This is a genomic window from Falsihalocynthiibacter sp. S25ZX9 (assembly GCF_041205405.1).
GTDB classification, from domain to species: Bacteria; Pseudomonadota; Alphaproteobacteria; order Rhodobacterales; family Rhodobacteraceae; genus Falsihalocynthiibacter; species Falsihalocynthiibacter arcticus.
Genome location: NZ_JBGFCD010000006.1, coordinates 13,167 through 28,393, shown reverse-complemented (window position 1 = coordinate 28,393; position 15,227 = coordinate 13,167). Strand labels below are relative to the sequence as shown.

Genomic DNA, 15,227 nt, shown 5'->3' with positions numbered 1-15,227 from the left:
TGGGTGAAAGTTTCGTGTTGGGTACGCGGAGGCGCATATCGGCTACGAAATGGCGGAAAAAGGTGGGGATGTGTCGCAGAAAGTGTGGGCAGGGGGCATGGGTTTAGGAGTAAGCTGGCCGTAATAGGGAGAATGGCATGTCGGATACAGTCAGTTTTATACTCGATGGGCGCAACGTTGTTGCACATGAAGGCGAGAGCATTTGGACCGTCGCAAAGCGTGAAGGCGTGGACATTCCGCATTTGTGTCACAAGCCCGCCAAAGGCTATGATCCCGATGGAAACTGTCGGGCCTGTATGGTCGAAATCGCGGGCGAACGTGTTTTGGCGGCAAGCTGTGTACGACGCCCCACCGAAGGCATGGAGATAGAATCAGAGTCTATTCGGGCCCAAAACGCCCGAAAGATGGTGATTGAGCTTCTAGTGGCCGACCAACCCAAACGAGAGGTTGCCCATAACAAATCCTCGGAGTTTTGGAAGCAAGCCGCGTCGCAGGGTGTGTCCGAGAGCCGCTTTCCCCAGCTGGAAAAACCGCGCATTCCCTTGCTAGACAACTCCCATGTTGCAATGAGCGTGAACCTTGATGCCTGCATACAATGTGGCCTTTGCGTGCGCGCCTGTCGTGATGTTCAGGTCAATGATGTGATCGGCATGTCGGGGCGCGGGCATGATGCCTATCCGACATTCGATTTGGCCGATCCCATGGGCAATAGCACCTGTGTGGCCTGCGGTGAATGTGTGCAAGCTTGCCCAACTGGGGCGCTTATGCCTGCGGCGGTTTTGGATGGCGCACAGACAGGTGATTCCGAGGATTACGACAGTGAAGTTGCCAGCGTCTGTCCCTTTTGCGGCGTAGGGTGTCAGATTTCCTTGAAAGTCAAAGATGGGCGCGTGAAATTTGTCGAAGGGCTGGATGGGCCAGCAAATGAGGGGCGGCTTTGCGTGAAAGGGCGGTTTGGTTTTGACTATATCCATCACGCGCACCGCGTCACAAAACCGCTGATCCGTCGCGAGGATGCCCCAGAAAAGGGCCTCAACGTCGACCCTGCCAATCCCCTCACGCATTTTCGCGAAGCAACATGGGACGAAGCATTGGACGTGGCGGCAAACGGGTTGGCGCATCTGCGCGATACCCATGGCGGTGCGTCGGTCGCCGGATTTGGCAGCGCGAAATGTACCAACGAAGAAGCCTACTTGTTCCAAAAAATGATCCGCCAAGGATTTGGCCATAATAACGTCGATCACTGCACCCGTCTTTGCCACGCATCCTCGGTTGCGGCTCTCATCGAAAATGTCGGCTCTGGCGCGGTCACGGCCACCTTTAACGAAATCGAAAATGCCGATGTGGCGATTGTGATTGGCTGCAATCCCGCCGAAAACCATCCCGTTGCGGCGACCTATTTCAAGCAGTTCACCAAGCGCGGTGGCAAACTGATTGTTATGGACCCGCGCGGCCAATCCCTAAGCCGTTTTGCTACCCATATGCTGCAGTTCCGTCCCGGTGCGGATGTTTCCCTACTCAACGCGATTATGCATGTGATCGTTGAGGAAGGACTTTACGACGCCGCCTATATCAGCAGTATGACCGAGAATTGGGAGGCGGAAAAGGCGCATCTTGCCGACTTCTCTCCAGAGAAAATGGCCGACATCTGTGGGATAGATGCCCAAACTCTTCGCGACGTGGCACGCACATTCGCCGCGGGGAAAGCGGGTATGATCTTCTGGGGGATGGGGGTTAGCCAGCATATTCACGGCACGGACAACTCGCGCTGCTTGATTTCGCTGGCGCTTATGACAGGAAATGTCGGTAAATCTGGCGCGGGGCTGCATCCCTTACGCGGCCAAAATAACGTGCAAGGCGCTTCGGATGCTGGGCTAGTACCAATGTTCCTGCCCGACTATCAAAGTGTGACGGATGACGGGGTTCGCTCCGCTTTTACCTCGGTTTGGCAGAGTGGCGATTTTAGCGCTGAAAAGGGCCTGACCGTGACCGAAATTATCAATGATATCCACGCGGGAAACACACGAGGAATGTATATTCTGGGTGAGAACCCCGCGATGTCCGATCCAGATGTGACACACGCCAGAGACGCGCTGGCGAAACTTGAGCATTTGGTCGTTCAGGATATTTTCGTCACCGAAACGGCCAATTACGCGGATGTCATTCTTCCCGCGAGCGCCTTTGCCGAAAAAACCGGAACCGTGACCAACACCAATCGACAGGTGCAAATGGGGCGTCCCGCCGTTGCCCCTCCTGGGGATGCGCGCGAAGATTGGTGGATCGAAGTTGAGCTGGCAAAACGATTGGGATTGAATTGGACCTACACGCATCCGAGTCAAGTTTTCGCGGAAATGGCCCTCAATATGAAAAGCCTTTCGAATATCACTTGGGCAAGGTTAGAGACACAAAACGCTGTAACTTACCCCAGCCTCTCGCCTGAAGATCCCGGTCAGGCCATTGTGTTTGGCGATGGTTTCCCGCGCGACAATAACCGCGCCAAATTTACGCCTGCGGATGTGATTGCCCCTGACGAGGCACCAGATGCTGAGTATCCGATGATTTTGATAACGGGTCGACAGTTGGAGCATTGGCATACTGGATCAATGACCCGCCGAAGTAAGGTTTTGGATGCGGTGGAGCCAGAGGCGAACTGTTCCCTGCACCCCAAAACGCTGCGTGCGTTGGGTATTACTGCGGGTGATTTCATTCGATTGACCACTCGTCGCGGAACCGTTGCACTGATGGCGCGGGCGGATCGTGCGGTTGCCGAGGATATGGTATTTTTGCCGTTTGCATTCGTTGAGGCCGCCGCAAATATCCTGACAAATTCAGCGATCGATCCTTACGGAAAAATTCCGGAATTCAAGTTTTCTGCGGTGCGAGCGGAAAAAGTCGTGATGTCGGAGGCGCTCTAAAAGCGGCTCAATTTCGTTTCGCTAGGCATTAATCGCATGTCATTTGGCTTGGGGGACAAAAGACGTCTTGGAAATTTGGAATTGGTACCTATGTACATTTCAACTGGGGTGTAAAATCCTATTTTGAGTGAGGCCAGCGCGCTTGCAGTAATCGCGCGCAAAAAAGTGCCCAATGAGGAACCAGAATGAGAAACGACTGGGATGATCTGCGCACTATTTTATTTATGGTGCGCCACGGATCTTTGTCCTCCGCAGCACAGGCGTTGGGTGTGAATTATACGACGGTATCGAGACGAATTGCCCATGCTGAAGAGCAATATGGCACGCGACTTTTTGATCGACTCCCGCAAGGGTATGTTCCAACCGATGCGGGCCGGGAAGCGGCAGAATTTGCCGAACGGATGGAAACCTCCGAAACGGAATTTCGTCTCAAGGTCGCGGGACGAGAGGCGCAACTGTCGGGAAGTCTCAAAGTTACGGCACCGCAACTTTTGTTTGGTCGTCACCTCGCGACGGTCTTGGATCAGTTCCTAAATCTGCACCCAAATGTGAACCTTTCCATTCGCGCAAGCAATGAGGTGTTGAACCTCAATCGTCGTGAGGCGGACCTTGCAATTAGGATAAGCGATTCCCCCGGTGATACGCTGATGGGGCGGCGATTGACGGGGCAGCAGACGGCATCTTTCTGTACGCGTGAAGTGTATGAACGGATTGAGGCGGATCCAGCAAAACGAGTTAACTGGCTCGCCTTCTCCCACGCTATGGCCTCACCATTGGATTCCTATCCAAACGGCCGTATTAGGCTCGTTTTTGACGATATGGCTGCCTTGTTGGAGGCGACGAAAGCGGGCTTGGGTGTCGCGCGGTTGCCTCTCTTTTTGGGGCGCGAGCAAAACCTCATTCTGGTGCCATATCTTCCTCCGCAACCCTTCCTCGACATCTGGGTCGTGGCGCATAAAGATTTGTGGGCCAACGCGAAAGTAGTGGCTTTTAAAGAGCTTCTGGTTGCGTTTTTTCGCAAGAATAGGGCCTTATTTGAGGTCGCAAGTTAGTCCCAAGTGACATCGCCAAGAAAAATATATCCGGCACCATAAATCGTTTTGATAAGCTGAGGGTTTTTGGGGTCTTCGCGCAACTTCGTGCGTAGCCGCGAGATGCGGACATCCATCGCGCGATCAAAGCTTTCGCCTGCCGCGCCGCCAAGGTTTTCCTGCATCTGTGCGCGGGAAATAAGGCGTTTGGGGCTGTTGAGAAACATGCGCAAGACTTCGCCTTCTGCATGTGAAAACGGCGTTTCTACACCATCTTTATCGCGCAAAACGTAGCTGTCAAATTGCGCTATCCACCCCGAGAAATGTGCCGTCTCGGAAACACGTCCGACGGGCTTTGTGCTCCGCATACGGGCACGCACACGGGCGACCACCTCGGAAGGATCAAAGGGCTTGATGATATAATCATCCGCCCCAAGTTCGAGACCCGTGATGCGATCCTGAACCTGCGCGCGGCCAGAAATGATGATGATTGACGCACCGCTTTCCAGAGCAAGACGGTGCACCAAAGCGAGGCCGTCCTTGTCGGGAAGTCCCAAATCAACGAGGCATACATCGGGCGACGAGGTTTTTAGAGAGGCTTCAAATTCTGTTGCTCTGGCGAAACTCGCTGTGCGGTATCCAGCCTCTTGGAGGGCTTCGGAGAGCATGCGGCGGATTTCTGGCTCGTCGTCGAGAATTGTCACGAGAGGCTTGGTCATGTGGGGTCCTTTGCGGCAAGGAAAGCCGTTAATTGCTTTCTATCGAAAGGCTTCTGAAGGACAGGATAGCGTGTAATCGCAATGTTGTGTAGCGGATCGTTTGGGGGGCGTGAGGTCATGAGATACTTTGGAACGGTTAGACCCAACGCGCCCAATTTATCCATTAGTTCGAGGCCCGTCCCTTCGCCGCGGAGAGAAATATCGGAAATTACCATCCCGACGCCAGACAGTTGAGCGAGTTGTAACGCTTCCTGCACCGTTTCGGCTTCGATAACAACGTGGCCTTCCGTAATCAACATATCGCGTACAGAGAGGCGAATTTCGGGCGAGTCTTCGACCAGAAGAACCATGGTTGGACTGACGGTTTTTGGTGCGGCCCTGAGCGGGAGTTTAATGGTGACGCGCGCGCCTCCATCGGTGTTTTCCAGGGCCACTTGCCCACCTGCTAGCTTGGTGAGATCATAAACCATAGAGAGGCCGAGCCCTGATCCTTCGCCGCCTTTTGTGGTGAAAAAGGGGCTTAGACCGTTGATTAGAGCCTCTTTTGAAAATCCACTCCCCGAATCCGCGACTTGAATCTCGAGCCACGTATCCTGTTCGGCTCGCGCGGTTATTTCAATGCGTCCTGAGTTGGCCCCGATTGCATCGCGAGCGTTGAGCACCAAATTGAGCAGTGAGTCCTGAAGGGAGCCTGCGTCCAACATAAGAGGCTCTAACAGGCCCACATGGGACGTGGTTAGGTGCACGTCTTGATCGAGGCTCGGAGTCGCCAAGACTACGATCTCGCGCAAGAGATTGGGAACATCACAGGGGGCAGGGTGCATTGGGCGCGGTCCTGACATTTTACCGATGTTATCAAGCAAAACACCGCCGCGTCGGGCCGCTCCTTGAGTGGCGGTGATCAGCTCTTTGGCGTCGTCGGGTAAACCCATGCGGGCCAATTGGGCCTGCATACCCAAAATAATCGTCAGTAAGTTGGCGAAGTCATGCGCCAAACCAGACGTCATTTGAGCGGCGAGTTCCTTTTTATGGGTTTGGGAAAGCGCTGCGCGGGCTTGGGTTTCTTGCGTGATATCCATAGAAAGAATGTACACGCCCGTGATCTCATTTTCCCGTATATCCGGCGTAAATGCGACCCTAATGCGGCGGGTAGAGACTTCATCAGTGAATTCAAACACGGAGGCTTCGCCTGCAAGCGCGCGCTCTAAATACGGCCCCGTTTTCGCATAGGCGGCCTCGCCGAGGGCCACGCGCATATGCAACCCGAGGATATTGTTTGGACGCCCCGGCATCACCGACGACAGGCGCCGATTAGAATAGGTGTACAGCCCGTCCGGATCCAAATGCGCAATATGCGCTGGCATCATCTCGGTCGTGAGGCGCGTTCGGGCCTCAATTTCGGTGAGTTCGCGTTTTGCTTGCTCAAGCGCACCGATCGTCGCTGCCAATTCGCGGTTGGTTGTTCCGAGTTGCTCGGAGTGGCTCAAGACCTGATCCGAGAGGGTTTCGGACCGTGCGCGTAAAAGGGCTTCTTGGCGTTTGATCGGCGTGATGTCGGTATAGACCGTGACCCAGCCCCCCTGCGGCAGGGGCGCCCCTTCAATGGAGACAACTTGACCGTTGGACCGTACCCGTTCGATGTAATGGGGCTCAAAGGCGAGCGCCACGTCTACGCGTTCTTGCACAAAGCTCTCAACGTCATCGACTTCGCCGTATTCCAAGCGCTCGGTGAGATATCGAATGGTGTCGATAAATGTCGCTCCGGGGGTCACGAGCCATTCGGGAAGGCTAAACATTTCCTGAAAGCGCGCGTTACAGACGACCAGTTTCAAATCGGCATCATAAATCGAAAGTGCCTGTTGAATAAGGTTCAAACCGGCTTGGGTATAGCGCGCGATGGAGGCTTTTGATTGTATCATACCCTATCGCTATCAGGGGATTTCCCTCTGGAGAAGCCCCAACGTTGCGTTGTTACAATTCGAAATAGTTCGGAAATAGTCAGGAACAATTTGACCGCTAGATAAAAAGGGCCACGCTAGAGCGAGAGAGAATCGCAAAAGCGACTGTGACCGTCGGGGGGAGCTGACGGTAGGGAGGAATACGCATTGGCCCAATCGAATTCAGCGTTGCCAAAGGCAGCTGAGAACTTGCAATCCATACCTGCGCTTTTGGCGCGGAACCTAAAGGTATTTCCAAAAAGCCCCGCCTTTCGTGAGAAAGAGTATGGCATTTGGCAAACCCAAACATGGGCGGACGTCGCAGCAGATGTTGAGGCATTGGCGCTAGGGCTTATTAATATTGGTGTGAACACAGGCGACTTTGTGGCGATAATCGGTCGCAATCGCCCGAGTCTTTATTGGTCGATGGTTGCGATTCAAGCGACCGGTGCGATCCCCGTTCCCCTTTATAATGACGCAAACGCCGAAGAAATGGCCTATGTTTTGGGGCATTGTGGTGCGCGGTTCGTGATCGCAGGCGACCAAGAGCAAGTCGATAAAGTTATTCAGGTTCAAGAGGGTCTGAAGCAATTTGAGCACATGATTTACCTCGATCCACGGGGAATGCGGAAATACGACCACTCGAAATTGCATGAATTTTCGCACGTGATGTCGCAAGGACTTGCCGCACGTGACGAATTGGCACCCGAACTGGCCAAGCGTGCGGCATTGCTTAATTACGACAGCATATGCGTTATGCTCTATACGTCCGGAACGACAGGCAAGCCCAAGGGGGTTGTTCTTTCAAACCGCAATATCATCGAAACCTCCAAGGCCTCGTCCCAGTTTGACAACTTGAATGTTGATGATGAAGTGCTCGCATATTTGCCAATGGCATGGGTTGGGGATTTCATCTTCTCGATCGGTCAGGCGTTTTGGACGGGTTTCTGTGTAAATTGCCCAGAAAGCCCCGACACAATGATGACGGACCTTCGCGAGATTGGTCCGACGTATTATTTCGCGCCGCCGCGGGTTTTTGAAACGCAATTAACCAGCGTCATGATCCGCATGGAGGATGCTGGGAAATTTAAACAGTGGCTTTTCCACAAATGTATGGGGTTGGCGAAACGTGTTGGCCCCGCGATTTTGGACGGAAAAGAGGTTAGCAGTATTGACCGCCTGAAATACAAATTGGGCGAGGTTCTGATTTATGGGCCGTTGAAAAACACACTTGGCTTTAGCCGCGTTCGCGTGGGTTATACGGCGGGCGAAGCGATTGGGCCGGAAATTTTTGAATTTTATCGCTCCCTCGGCATCAACCTCAAACAACTTTACGGTCAGACCGAGGCCAGCGTGTTCATAACGCAGCAACCCGATGGCGAAGTGCGCAACGATACCGTGGGCGTCCCAAGCCCCGGTGTGGAAATCCGTATTGCCGATACGGGCGAGGTTTTCTATCGCTCGCCAGGTGTTTTTGTTGAGTATCTTAAAAACCCCGAAAGCACGGCGGAAACCAAAGACGCTGAGGGCTGGGTTGCCACAGGCGACGCGGGCTTCATCGAGAAAAAATCCGGTCATTTGCGTATTATCGACCGTGCAAAAGACGTGGGAAAAATGGCGACAGGGGCGATGTTCGCACCGAAGTTTGTTGAGAATAAACTGAAGTTCTATCCCAATATCCTCGAAGCCGTGGTCTTTGGCGCAGGGCGGGACATGTGTACGGCCTTTATCAACATCGACCTAACGGCGGTGGGAAATTGGGCTGAGCGCAACAACATCGCCTATGCTTCCTATCAAGAACTTGCGGGGCATCCCCAAGTCTTGGAAACCATCCGCGATCACATTGCCGAAGCGAACAAAAGCATCGCCCAAGATGAAATGCTTGCGGGATGCCAAGTCCACAGATTCCTCGTTTTGCACAAAGAGCTCGACGCGGATGATGGCGAGATGACACGGACGCGCAAAGTGCGTCGTCGGGTTATCGAAGAGAAGTTCGTTGACCTCATTGATGCGCTTTACGATGGTTCGGATGAAATTTTCACCCGCACAGAAGTGACCTACGAAGACGGTCGCAAAGGCGAAATAAGCGCAACACTCTCGCTATTGGATGTGGCCGTGCAGCCACTAGACGCAAAGGTGGCCGCAGAATGACCACGAATGATATCGGATATGTAACCGCAGATGGCCGTCAAATCGGCGGCGTCATGATGGAAATGAAAAACATCACCCTGAAATTCGGCGGCGTTGTTGCGATCAAAGACATCAGTTTTGACATTCGCGAAGGCGAAATACGCGCGATCATTGGCCCCAATGGGGCGGGCAAGTCGAGCATGCTTAACGTGATCTCTGGGTTCTATAATCCCCAAGAAGGTGACGTGCTGTTTCACGGCAAAAAACGTCCTCAAATGCGCCCGTATAAAGTTGCCCAGCAAGGGATCGCGCGCACATTTCAAAACATCGCCTTGTTCGAGGGCATGAGTGTTTTGGACAACGTCATGACAGGCCGATTGACCCATATGAAATCGAGTCTTTTCAGTCAGGCGATTTGGTGGGGCAAGGCGCAGGCCGAAGAAGTTGCCAACCGCGAAAAAGTCGAAGAAATTATCGATTTCCTCGAAATCCAAAGCATTCGCAAAACCCCCGTCGGGCGTCTGCCGTATGGTCTTAAGAAACGGGTTGAGTTGGCACGTGCGCTGGCCGCCGAGCCGAAACTTTTGCTGCTTGATGAACCGATGGCGGGCATGAACGTTGAGGAGAAAGAGGACATGAGCCGCTTTATCCTCGATGTGAACGATGAATTTGGCACAACGATTGCCCTTATTGAGCACGATATGGGCGTAGTGATGGACCTTTCTGACCGCGTTGTGGTGATGGATTACGGCAAGAAAATTGGCGACGGGACACCCGAAGAAGTGCGCAACAATCAAGAAGTGATCGACGCCTATTTGGGGGTCTCCCATGACTAAATCACCCGCCGTTTCGACAATACATTTCGTGGAGAACGCCAATGCCTGAACAATTCCTTTGGGCCGCTGAGGTCATGGTGAACGGGCTGATGGCTGGGGTGCTTTATGCCCTTGTTGCGCTGGGCTTTGTGCTTATTTTTAAGGCGTCTGGCGTCTTTAACTATGCTCAGGGTGTTATGGCACTTTTTGCCGCGCTGACCCTTGTGGGAATAATGGACGGTCAAGTTCCGTTCTCGCATCTCATCAACGCGGTTTTCGGAACCGATATCCATGAATTTGGGTGGCATGTACCAGCCGTTCTCGCGATTATTCTAACCGGCGTTGTGATGGTCGGGCTGGCAATTCTTGTGGAGCGGTTCGTGCTGCGGCATCTGGTCAACCAACCCGATATCATCCTGTTTATGGCAACGATTGGCCTCGCCTACTTCATGGAAGGCATGGGCGACCTGATGTGGGGCTCCGAAATCAAGGCGTTAAACGTGGGCCTTCCACAGGGCATTTCCGAAACCGTCGAAGAGGTGACCTACAACTGGTTTGGCTATGGCTTCTTCATCGACCGTTTGGACATTGTTGCGACGGGTATTGCTGCGCTCTTGGTGGCTGGACTTACGCTTTTCTCGCAATATTCGAAACAGGGTCGCGCCTTGCGCGCAGTTGCCGACGATCATCAGGCCGCTTTGTCGGTAGGCATATCGCTGCGCTTTATCTGGATCCTCGTTTGGTCGATCGCTGGGTTTGTCGCGCTTGTCGCGGGAATGATGTGGGGCGCAAAATCAGGCGTGCAATTCTCGCTTTCGTTGATCGCTCTCAAAGCCTTGCCCGTCTTAATGCTCGGCGGATTTACATCCATACCCGGCGCGATTGTGGGGGGCCTAATTATCGGCGTGGGCGAAAAACTGTTTGAGTTTTCCATCGGTCCGATGGTCGGTGGCGCCACCGAAAACTGGTTTGCCTATGCGCTTGCGCTGGTGTTCCTCGTGTTCCGCCCACAGGGGCTGTTCGGCGAAAAAATCATCGAGAGGGTGTAAATATGACCTTGGATTTTACCATCTTGAAAAACGGGGAGGGGTCTGATGCTCTATCGTGAAGCCGGTGATTTTAAGACCACCTACAGTGAAGATAACCAGACCTTTCCGATCAAATTTGATCGCATCGGCTACTACGTCATTATGTTTGTGGCGTTCTTGGTTATCCCGTTTTTCATCAATGATTACTGGGCCAGCGCTGTTTTCGTTCCGTTTCTGATCTATGCAATCGCCGCGATTGGACTGAATATTCTTGTTGGATACGCCGGTCAAGTGAGCTTGGGAACGGGCGGTTTTATGGCCGTTGGGGCATATTCTTGTTACAAACTGATGACGTCCTTTCCCGATGTTTCAATCCTCGTTCACGTTGTTATCTCGGGTATAATCACGGCGCTGGTTGGTGTTCTATTTGGCCTGCCGAGCCTACGCATCAAAGGGTTCTACCTTGCTGTTGCCACGCTCGCGGCGCAATTTTTCCTCGTGTGGCTGTTTAATAAAGTTCCATGGTTCTACAACTATTCGGCTTCGGGCCAGATTTCCGCGCCCGAAAGAACTGTTTTCGGCATCGAAGTGACGGGTGCAAATACGGACGCCTGGGCGAAATACCTTGTCTGTCTGATCTTCGTGACGGCCTGTGCATGGCTTGCGCGCAATCTCACACGCGGCACAATCGGGCGCACATGGATGGCGACGCGCGACATGGATATCGCTGCGGAAATCATCGGGGTGAACCCCCTCAAGGCCAAATTGACGGCCTTTGCTGTTAGCTCATTCTTTGTAGGGATTTCAGGCGCGCTCTTTTTCTCGGTCTATCTGGGGTCGGTTGAGGTTGGTGAAGTCTTCGGTATTAACAAGAGTTTCCTTGTGTTGTTCATGATTATTATCGGCGGTTTGGGGAGTGTTTTTGGAAGCTTTGCGGGTGCGGCCTTTATGGTTTTGATGCCGGTGCTTTTGAAAAATGTACTCGTGGGCGGCTTGGGCTGGCCCACCGATATTGCGGCGCATTTTGAACTGGTGATTGTAGGGGCACTGATCATCGTGTTTCTCATCGCTGAACCACATGGCCTCGCGCAACTTTGGCGCGTGACAAAAGAAAAACTAAGATTGTGGCCCTTCCCGCATTAAATGGGGCGGCGCAAATAGATCGAGGGGAAAACCCTCGGCACAACTCGAACATTGTACCCTAGGGAGGACTTAAAACGATGAAAATGAAACTTGCTACTATGGTAACAGCCGCTGCATTGTCTGCTGCTGTCCCCGCGATGGCGGACCTTATGTTCCCATCGCTCTCTTACCGCACCGGCCCCTATGCCGCTGGTGGTATTCCTTTTGCGGATGGTTATGCCGACTACTTCACGTTGCTTAACGAGCGCGATGGCGGTATCGGCGGCGTGAAAGCGAACGTGGTCGAATGCGAAACTGGCTATAACACCGAAAAAGGCGTTGAATGCTACGAGAGCACCAAGGGCGAGGGCGCGTTGATCTATCAACCCTTGTCCACAGGCATCACCTATCAGTTGATCCCCAAAGTGACCGCCGATGGAATCGCGCTTCACACAATGGGCTATGGCCGGACCTCAGCTAAAAACGGCAAGATTTTCAGTAACGTCTTCAACTATCCCGCAAATTATTGGGATGGCGCTTCGATCGCGGTAAACCACTTGCTCGACATGAACGATGGTAGCCTCGAGGGCAAAAAAGTTGCGCTTGTTTACCACAACTCTGCCTACGGCAAAGAGCCGATCCGCACCCTTGAAGAACTTGCCAAGAAGTACGGATTTGAGCTGACCCTTTTGGCCGTTGACCACCCTGGTCAGGAGCAAAAATCGCAATGGCTGCAAATCCGGCGCGAAAAACCCGACTATGTTTTGATGTGGGGTTGGGGCGTTATGAACCAAGTTGCGATCCAAGAAGCGGCAAATATTCGCTTCCCAATGGAGAACTTCGTTGGCGTTTGGTGGTCTGGTGGCGAGCATGATGTGCTACCGGCTGGCGATGGGGCGAATGGCTATAAAGCGGTGACCTTCCACAATGTTGGCAACGATTTCCCAGTTTTCGATGACGTTCAGAAATACGTTGTGGATACCGGCAAAGCGGCTGGTAACGGCGATCAAATCGGCACGGCGGTCTACAACCGTGGTTTCTATGCGGCGATGCTCGCGACAGAAGCGGCTTTGAACGCACAGAAGATAGCGGGCAAAGCCGACATCAATGCGGCGGATATGCTTAAGGGCATGGAATCTCTTGAGATCACCGAAGCGCGTATGGCCGAACTCGGGATGCCCAACTTTGGTCCATCGTTTACTGTCACCTGTGAAAACCATGGCGGCCCAGGTCTTGGCGCGATCCAACAGTGGGATGCGTCGACAAAAACTTGGTCGCTCATTAGTGATTTCGCACCTTCTGATGGCGAAATCATCGACGCACTGGTCCTTGAAGATTCGATGGCCTATGCGGCGGAAAACAACATCGAAGAGCGTTGTAACTAAACACAAATCCCTTTGGCCACGGCGTGTGTTGTGGCCAAAGGGTACTTATTTAATTGAGAAAATGGTGAATACAATGCTGGACGCCACACCTACACCCCAAGCCGAACCTCTTTTGGAGGTGAATAACATTGAGGTGATTTATAATCACGTTATCCTCGTGCTCAAAGGGGTGAGCCTGACTGTTCCCAAAGGGGGAATTACCGCCCTATTGGGAGGGAACGGAGCTGGAAAAACCACCACCTTGAAGGCCATTTCCAACCTGCTGCACAGCGAACGTGGCGAGGTTACAAAGGGGTCTATCCATTATCGTGGCGAGAGGGTTCAAGACCTTACGCCGTCGGATTTGGTGAAAAAGGGCGTGATTCAAGTCATGGAAGGCCGGCATTGTTTTGAGCATTTGACGATCGAAGAAAACCTGATGACGGGCGCCTATACGCGCCGCGATGGCAAAGCCGCCGTCGCCGCCGATCTCGAGATGGTCTACAATTATTTCCCGCGGCTCAAAGAGCGACGCAAAAGCCAGGCTGGATATGCCTCTGGCGGCGAGCAGCAAATGTGCGCCATTGGCCGCGCCCTCATGAGCCGTCCCGAGACCATTTTGTTGGACGAGCCGTCAATGGGCCTCGCCCCACAGCTCGTGGAACAGATTTTTGGGATCGTGAAATCGGTCAACGAAAACGAAGGCGTGAGTTTTCTTCTGGCGGAGCAAAACACCAATGTGGCGCTGCGTTTTGCGCATTACGGATACATCCTTGAAAGCGGTCGCGTTGTTATGGATGGCCCTGCTTCCGAGTTGCGGGAAAATCCGGACGTGAAGGAATTTTATCTGGGGATGTCCGATGACGGGCGCAAATCCTTCCGTGACGTGCGGAGTTATCGCCGGCGCAAGCGGTGGTTGAGTTAATGCGGGGCGACCGGATGCGATATTACGACGAACTAGAGGCGCGCAGTGCAGATCAACGTGCGGCGGGGATCGCACGGGCTTTGCCAGCTCAACTTGCTTCAGCCCAAAAGGCACCTGCGATTGCGGCATTGTTGGCGGGCATTGATGTGTCTAGTATTGCATCGGTTGCCGACTTGGCAAACCTTCCTGTGACGCGCAAGTCCGAACTGGTTTCTGGGCAATCCAAGAGCGCGCCTTTCGGGGGATTTACCACAGTGGGAGCCTCAGACTTCGAGCATATTTTCCAGAGCCCAGGGCCGATCTATGAGCCGGGCCGTCTTGGTGGTGATTGGTGGCGTATGGGGCGCTTTTTGCATGCCGCTGGAGTGGGGCGTGGAGACATCATCCAGAACTGCTTTAGCTATCATTTGACACCTGCTGGGATGATTTTTGAGAGCGGTGCGCGCGCCGTAGGTGCTACGGTGTTGCCCGCCGGAATTGGTCAGACGGAACTTCAGGTGAGGGCAGCGCATGATATCGGCGTCACCGCTTATGCCGGGACGCCGGATTACCTCAAAGTGATCTTGGACCGCGCTGAGACGGAGGGTCTAGCGTTAAAAATTAAGCGTGCTGTCGTCGGTGGCGGAGCCCTTTTCCCGAGCCTTCGACAGGAATATGCGGACCGTGGGATCACGTGTTTGCAATGCTATGCAACGGCGGACCTCGGAAATATCGCCTATGAAAGCGAGGCGATGGATGGGATGATTGTCGACGAAGGCGTGATTGTTGAAATCGTCATCCCGGGGACGGGAATACCCGTTGCGGCGGGGGAGGTTGGCGAGGTTTTGGTGACGACACTCAATCCCGATTACCCGTTGATCAGATTCGCCACAGGCGATTTGAGCGCGGTTTTACCGGGAGAAAGCCCATGTGGCCGAACGAATATGCGGATTAAGGGCTGGATGGGGCGTGCGGACCAAACGACCAAGATCAAGGGTATGTTTGTGCGACCTGAGCAAGTCGCGGACTTCGTGGCCAAGCATCCGGAAGTTCAGAAAGCCCGCGTGATTGCCACGCGCAAAGACGAGCAGGATATTCTCACTGTAAAAGTCGAGGCAACTTTTGGCGATGCCGCTGTGCTTGCTGCCAGCGTTATTGAAACGCTCAAACTGCGCGGGAACATTGAAATAGTTCCCGTTGGAAGCTTACCTAACGACGGAAAAGTGATTGACGATCAGCGTAGCTACGACTGATTTCTCAGA

11 protein-coding genes are annotated in these 15,227 nt (G+C 53.4%); 9 read left to right on the top strand and 2 right to left on the bottom strand.

Features of this window, described 5'->3' with window-relative positions; genetic code table 11:
- The first annotated feature begins 137 nt into the window (after positions 1 to 137).
- Together fdhF and AB9F29_RS08395 are read left to right on the top strand one after the other, a co-directional pair.
- Positions 138 to 2,915 carry a formate dehydrogenase subunit alpha gene (gene fdhF / locus AB9F29_RS08400; RefSeq protein ID WP_369755307.1) on the top strand — a complete coding sequence of 926 codons (2,778 nt, stop codon included), beginning with the start codon at positions 138 to 140 and terminating at the stop codon, positions 2,913 to 2,915.
- A gap of 185 nt (positions 2,916 to 3,100) precedes the next feature.
- Positions 3,101 to 3,967, top strand: a complete 867-nt coding sequence (locus tag AB9F29_RS08395) for a LysR family transcriptional regulator (RefSeq protein ID WP_369755306.1) — start codon at positions 3,101 to 3,103, stop codon at positions 3,965 to 3,967.
- On the opposite strand, the gene AB9F29_RS08390 is transcribed toward AB9F29_RS08395, so the two are convergent.
- Both AB9F29_RS08390 and AB9F29_RS08385 read right to left on the bottom strand, forming a co-directional pair.
- Positions 3,964 to 4,665 (bottom strand): response regulator transcription factor, encoded by a 702-nt coding sequence (locus tag AB9F29_RS08390; protein ID WP_369755305.1) that lies wholly within the window; start codon positions 4,663 to 4,665, stop codon positions 3,964 to 3,966. The genes AB9F29_RS08395 and AB9F29_RS08390 overlap by 4 nt on opposite strands.
- Positions 4,662 to 6,584 carry a PAS-domain containing protein gene (locus AB9F29_RS08385; RefSeq protein ID WP_369755304.1) on the bottom strand — a complete coding sequence of 641 codons (1,923 nt, stop codon included), beginning with the start codon at positions 6,582 to 6,584 and terminating at the stop codon, positions 4,662 to 4,664. The genes AB9F29_RS08390 and AB9F29_RS08385 overlap by 4 nt, the downstream gene beginning before the upstream one ends.
- A gap of 186 nt (positions 6,585 to 6,770) precedes the next feature.
- Here AB9F29_RS08385 and AB9F29_RS08380 point away from each other — a divergent pair, with 186 nt between their 5' ends.
- From AB9F29_RS08380 to AB9F29_RS08350, 7 genes are all read left to right on the top strand, one after another.
- A complete protein-coding gene (locus tag AB9F29_RS08380; protein WP_369755302.1) occupies positions 6,771 to 8,753 on the top strand; it encodes an AMP-binding protein in 1,983 nt (660 codons plus the stop codon).
- Positions 8,750 to 9,568, top strand: coding sequence for an ABC transporter ATP-binding protein (locus AB9F29_RS08375; RefSeq protein WP_369755301.1), 819 nt, complete (start codon positions 8,750 to 8,752; stop codon positions 9,566 to 9,568). The genes AB9F29_RS08380 and AB9F29_RS08375 overlap by 4 nt, the downstream gene beginning before the upstream one ends.
- Before the next feature lie 41 nt (positions 9,569 to 9,609).
- Complete coding sequence (locus AB9F29_RS08370) at positions 9,610 to 10,596, top strand: branched-chain amino acid ABC transporter permease (RefSeq protein WP_335584039.1); 987 nt, start codon at positions 9,610 to 9,612, stop codon at positions 10,594 to 10,596.
- Positions 10,597 to 10,641: 45 nt separating this feature from the next.
- On the top strand, positions 10,642 to 11,718 hold the full coding sequence (locus tag AB9F29_RS08365) for a branched-chain amino acid ABC transporter permease (protein ID WP_369755300.1): 1,077 nt from the start codon (positions 10,642 to 10,644) through the stop codon (positions 11,716 to 11,718).
- 77 nt (positions 11,719 to 11,795) lie between these two features.
- Complete coding sequence (locus tag AB9F29_RS08360; RefSeq protein WP_369755299.1) at positions 11,796 to 13,082, top strand: ABC transporter substrate-binding protein; 1,287 nt, start codon at positions 11,796 to 11,798, stop codon at positions 13,080 to 13,082.
- 73 nt (positions 13,083 to 13,155) lie between these two features.
- Positions 13,156 to 13,986, top strand: a complete 831-nt coding sequence (locus AB9F29_RS08355; protein WP_039001189.1) for an ABC transporter ATP-binding protein — start codon at positions 13,156 to 13,158, stop codon at positions 13,984 to 13,986.
- A gap of 14 nt (positions 13,987 to 14,000) precedes the next feature.
- On the top strand, positions 14,001 to 15,218 hold the full coding sequence (locus AB9F29_RS08350; protein ID WP_369755297.1) for a phenylacetate--CoA ligase family protein: 1,218 nt from the start codon (positions 14,001 to 14,003) through the stop codon (positions 15,216 to 15,218).
- Positions 15,219 to 15,227: the final 9 nt, after the last annotated feature.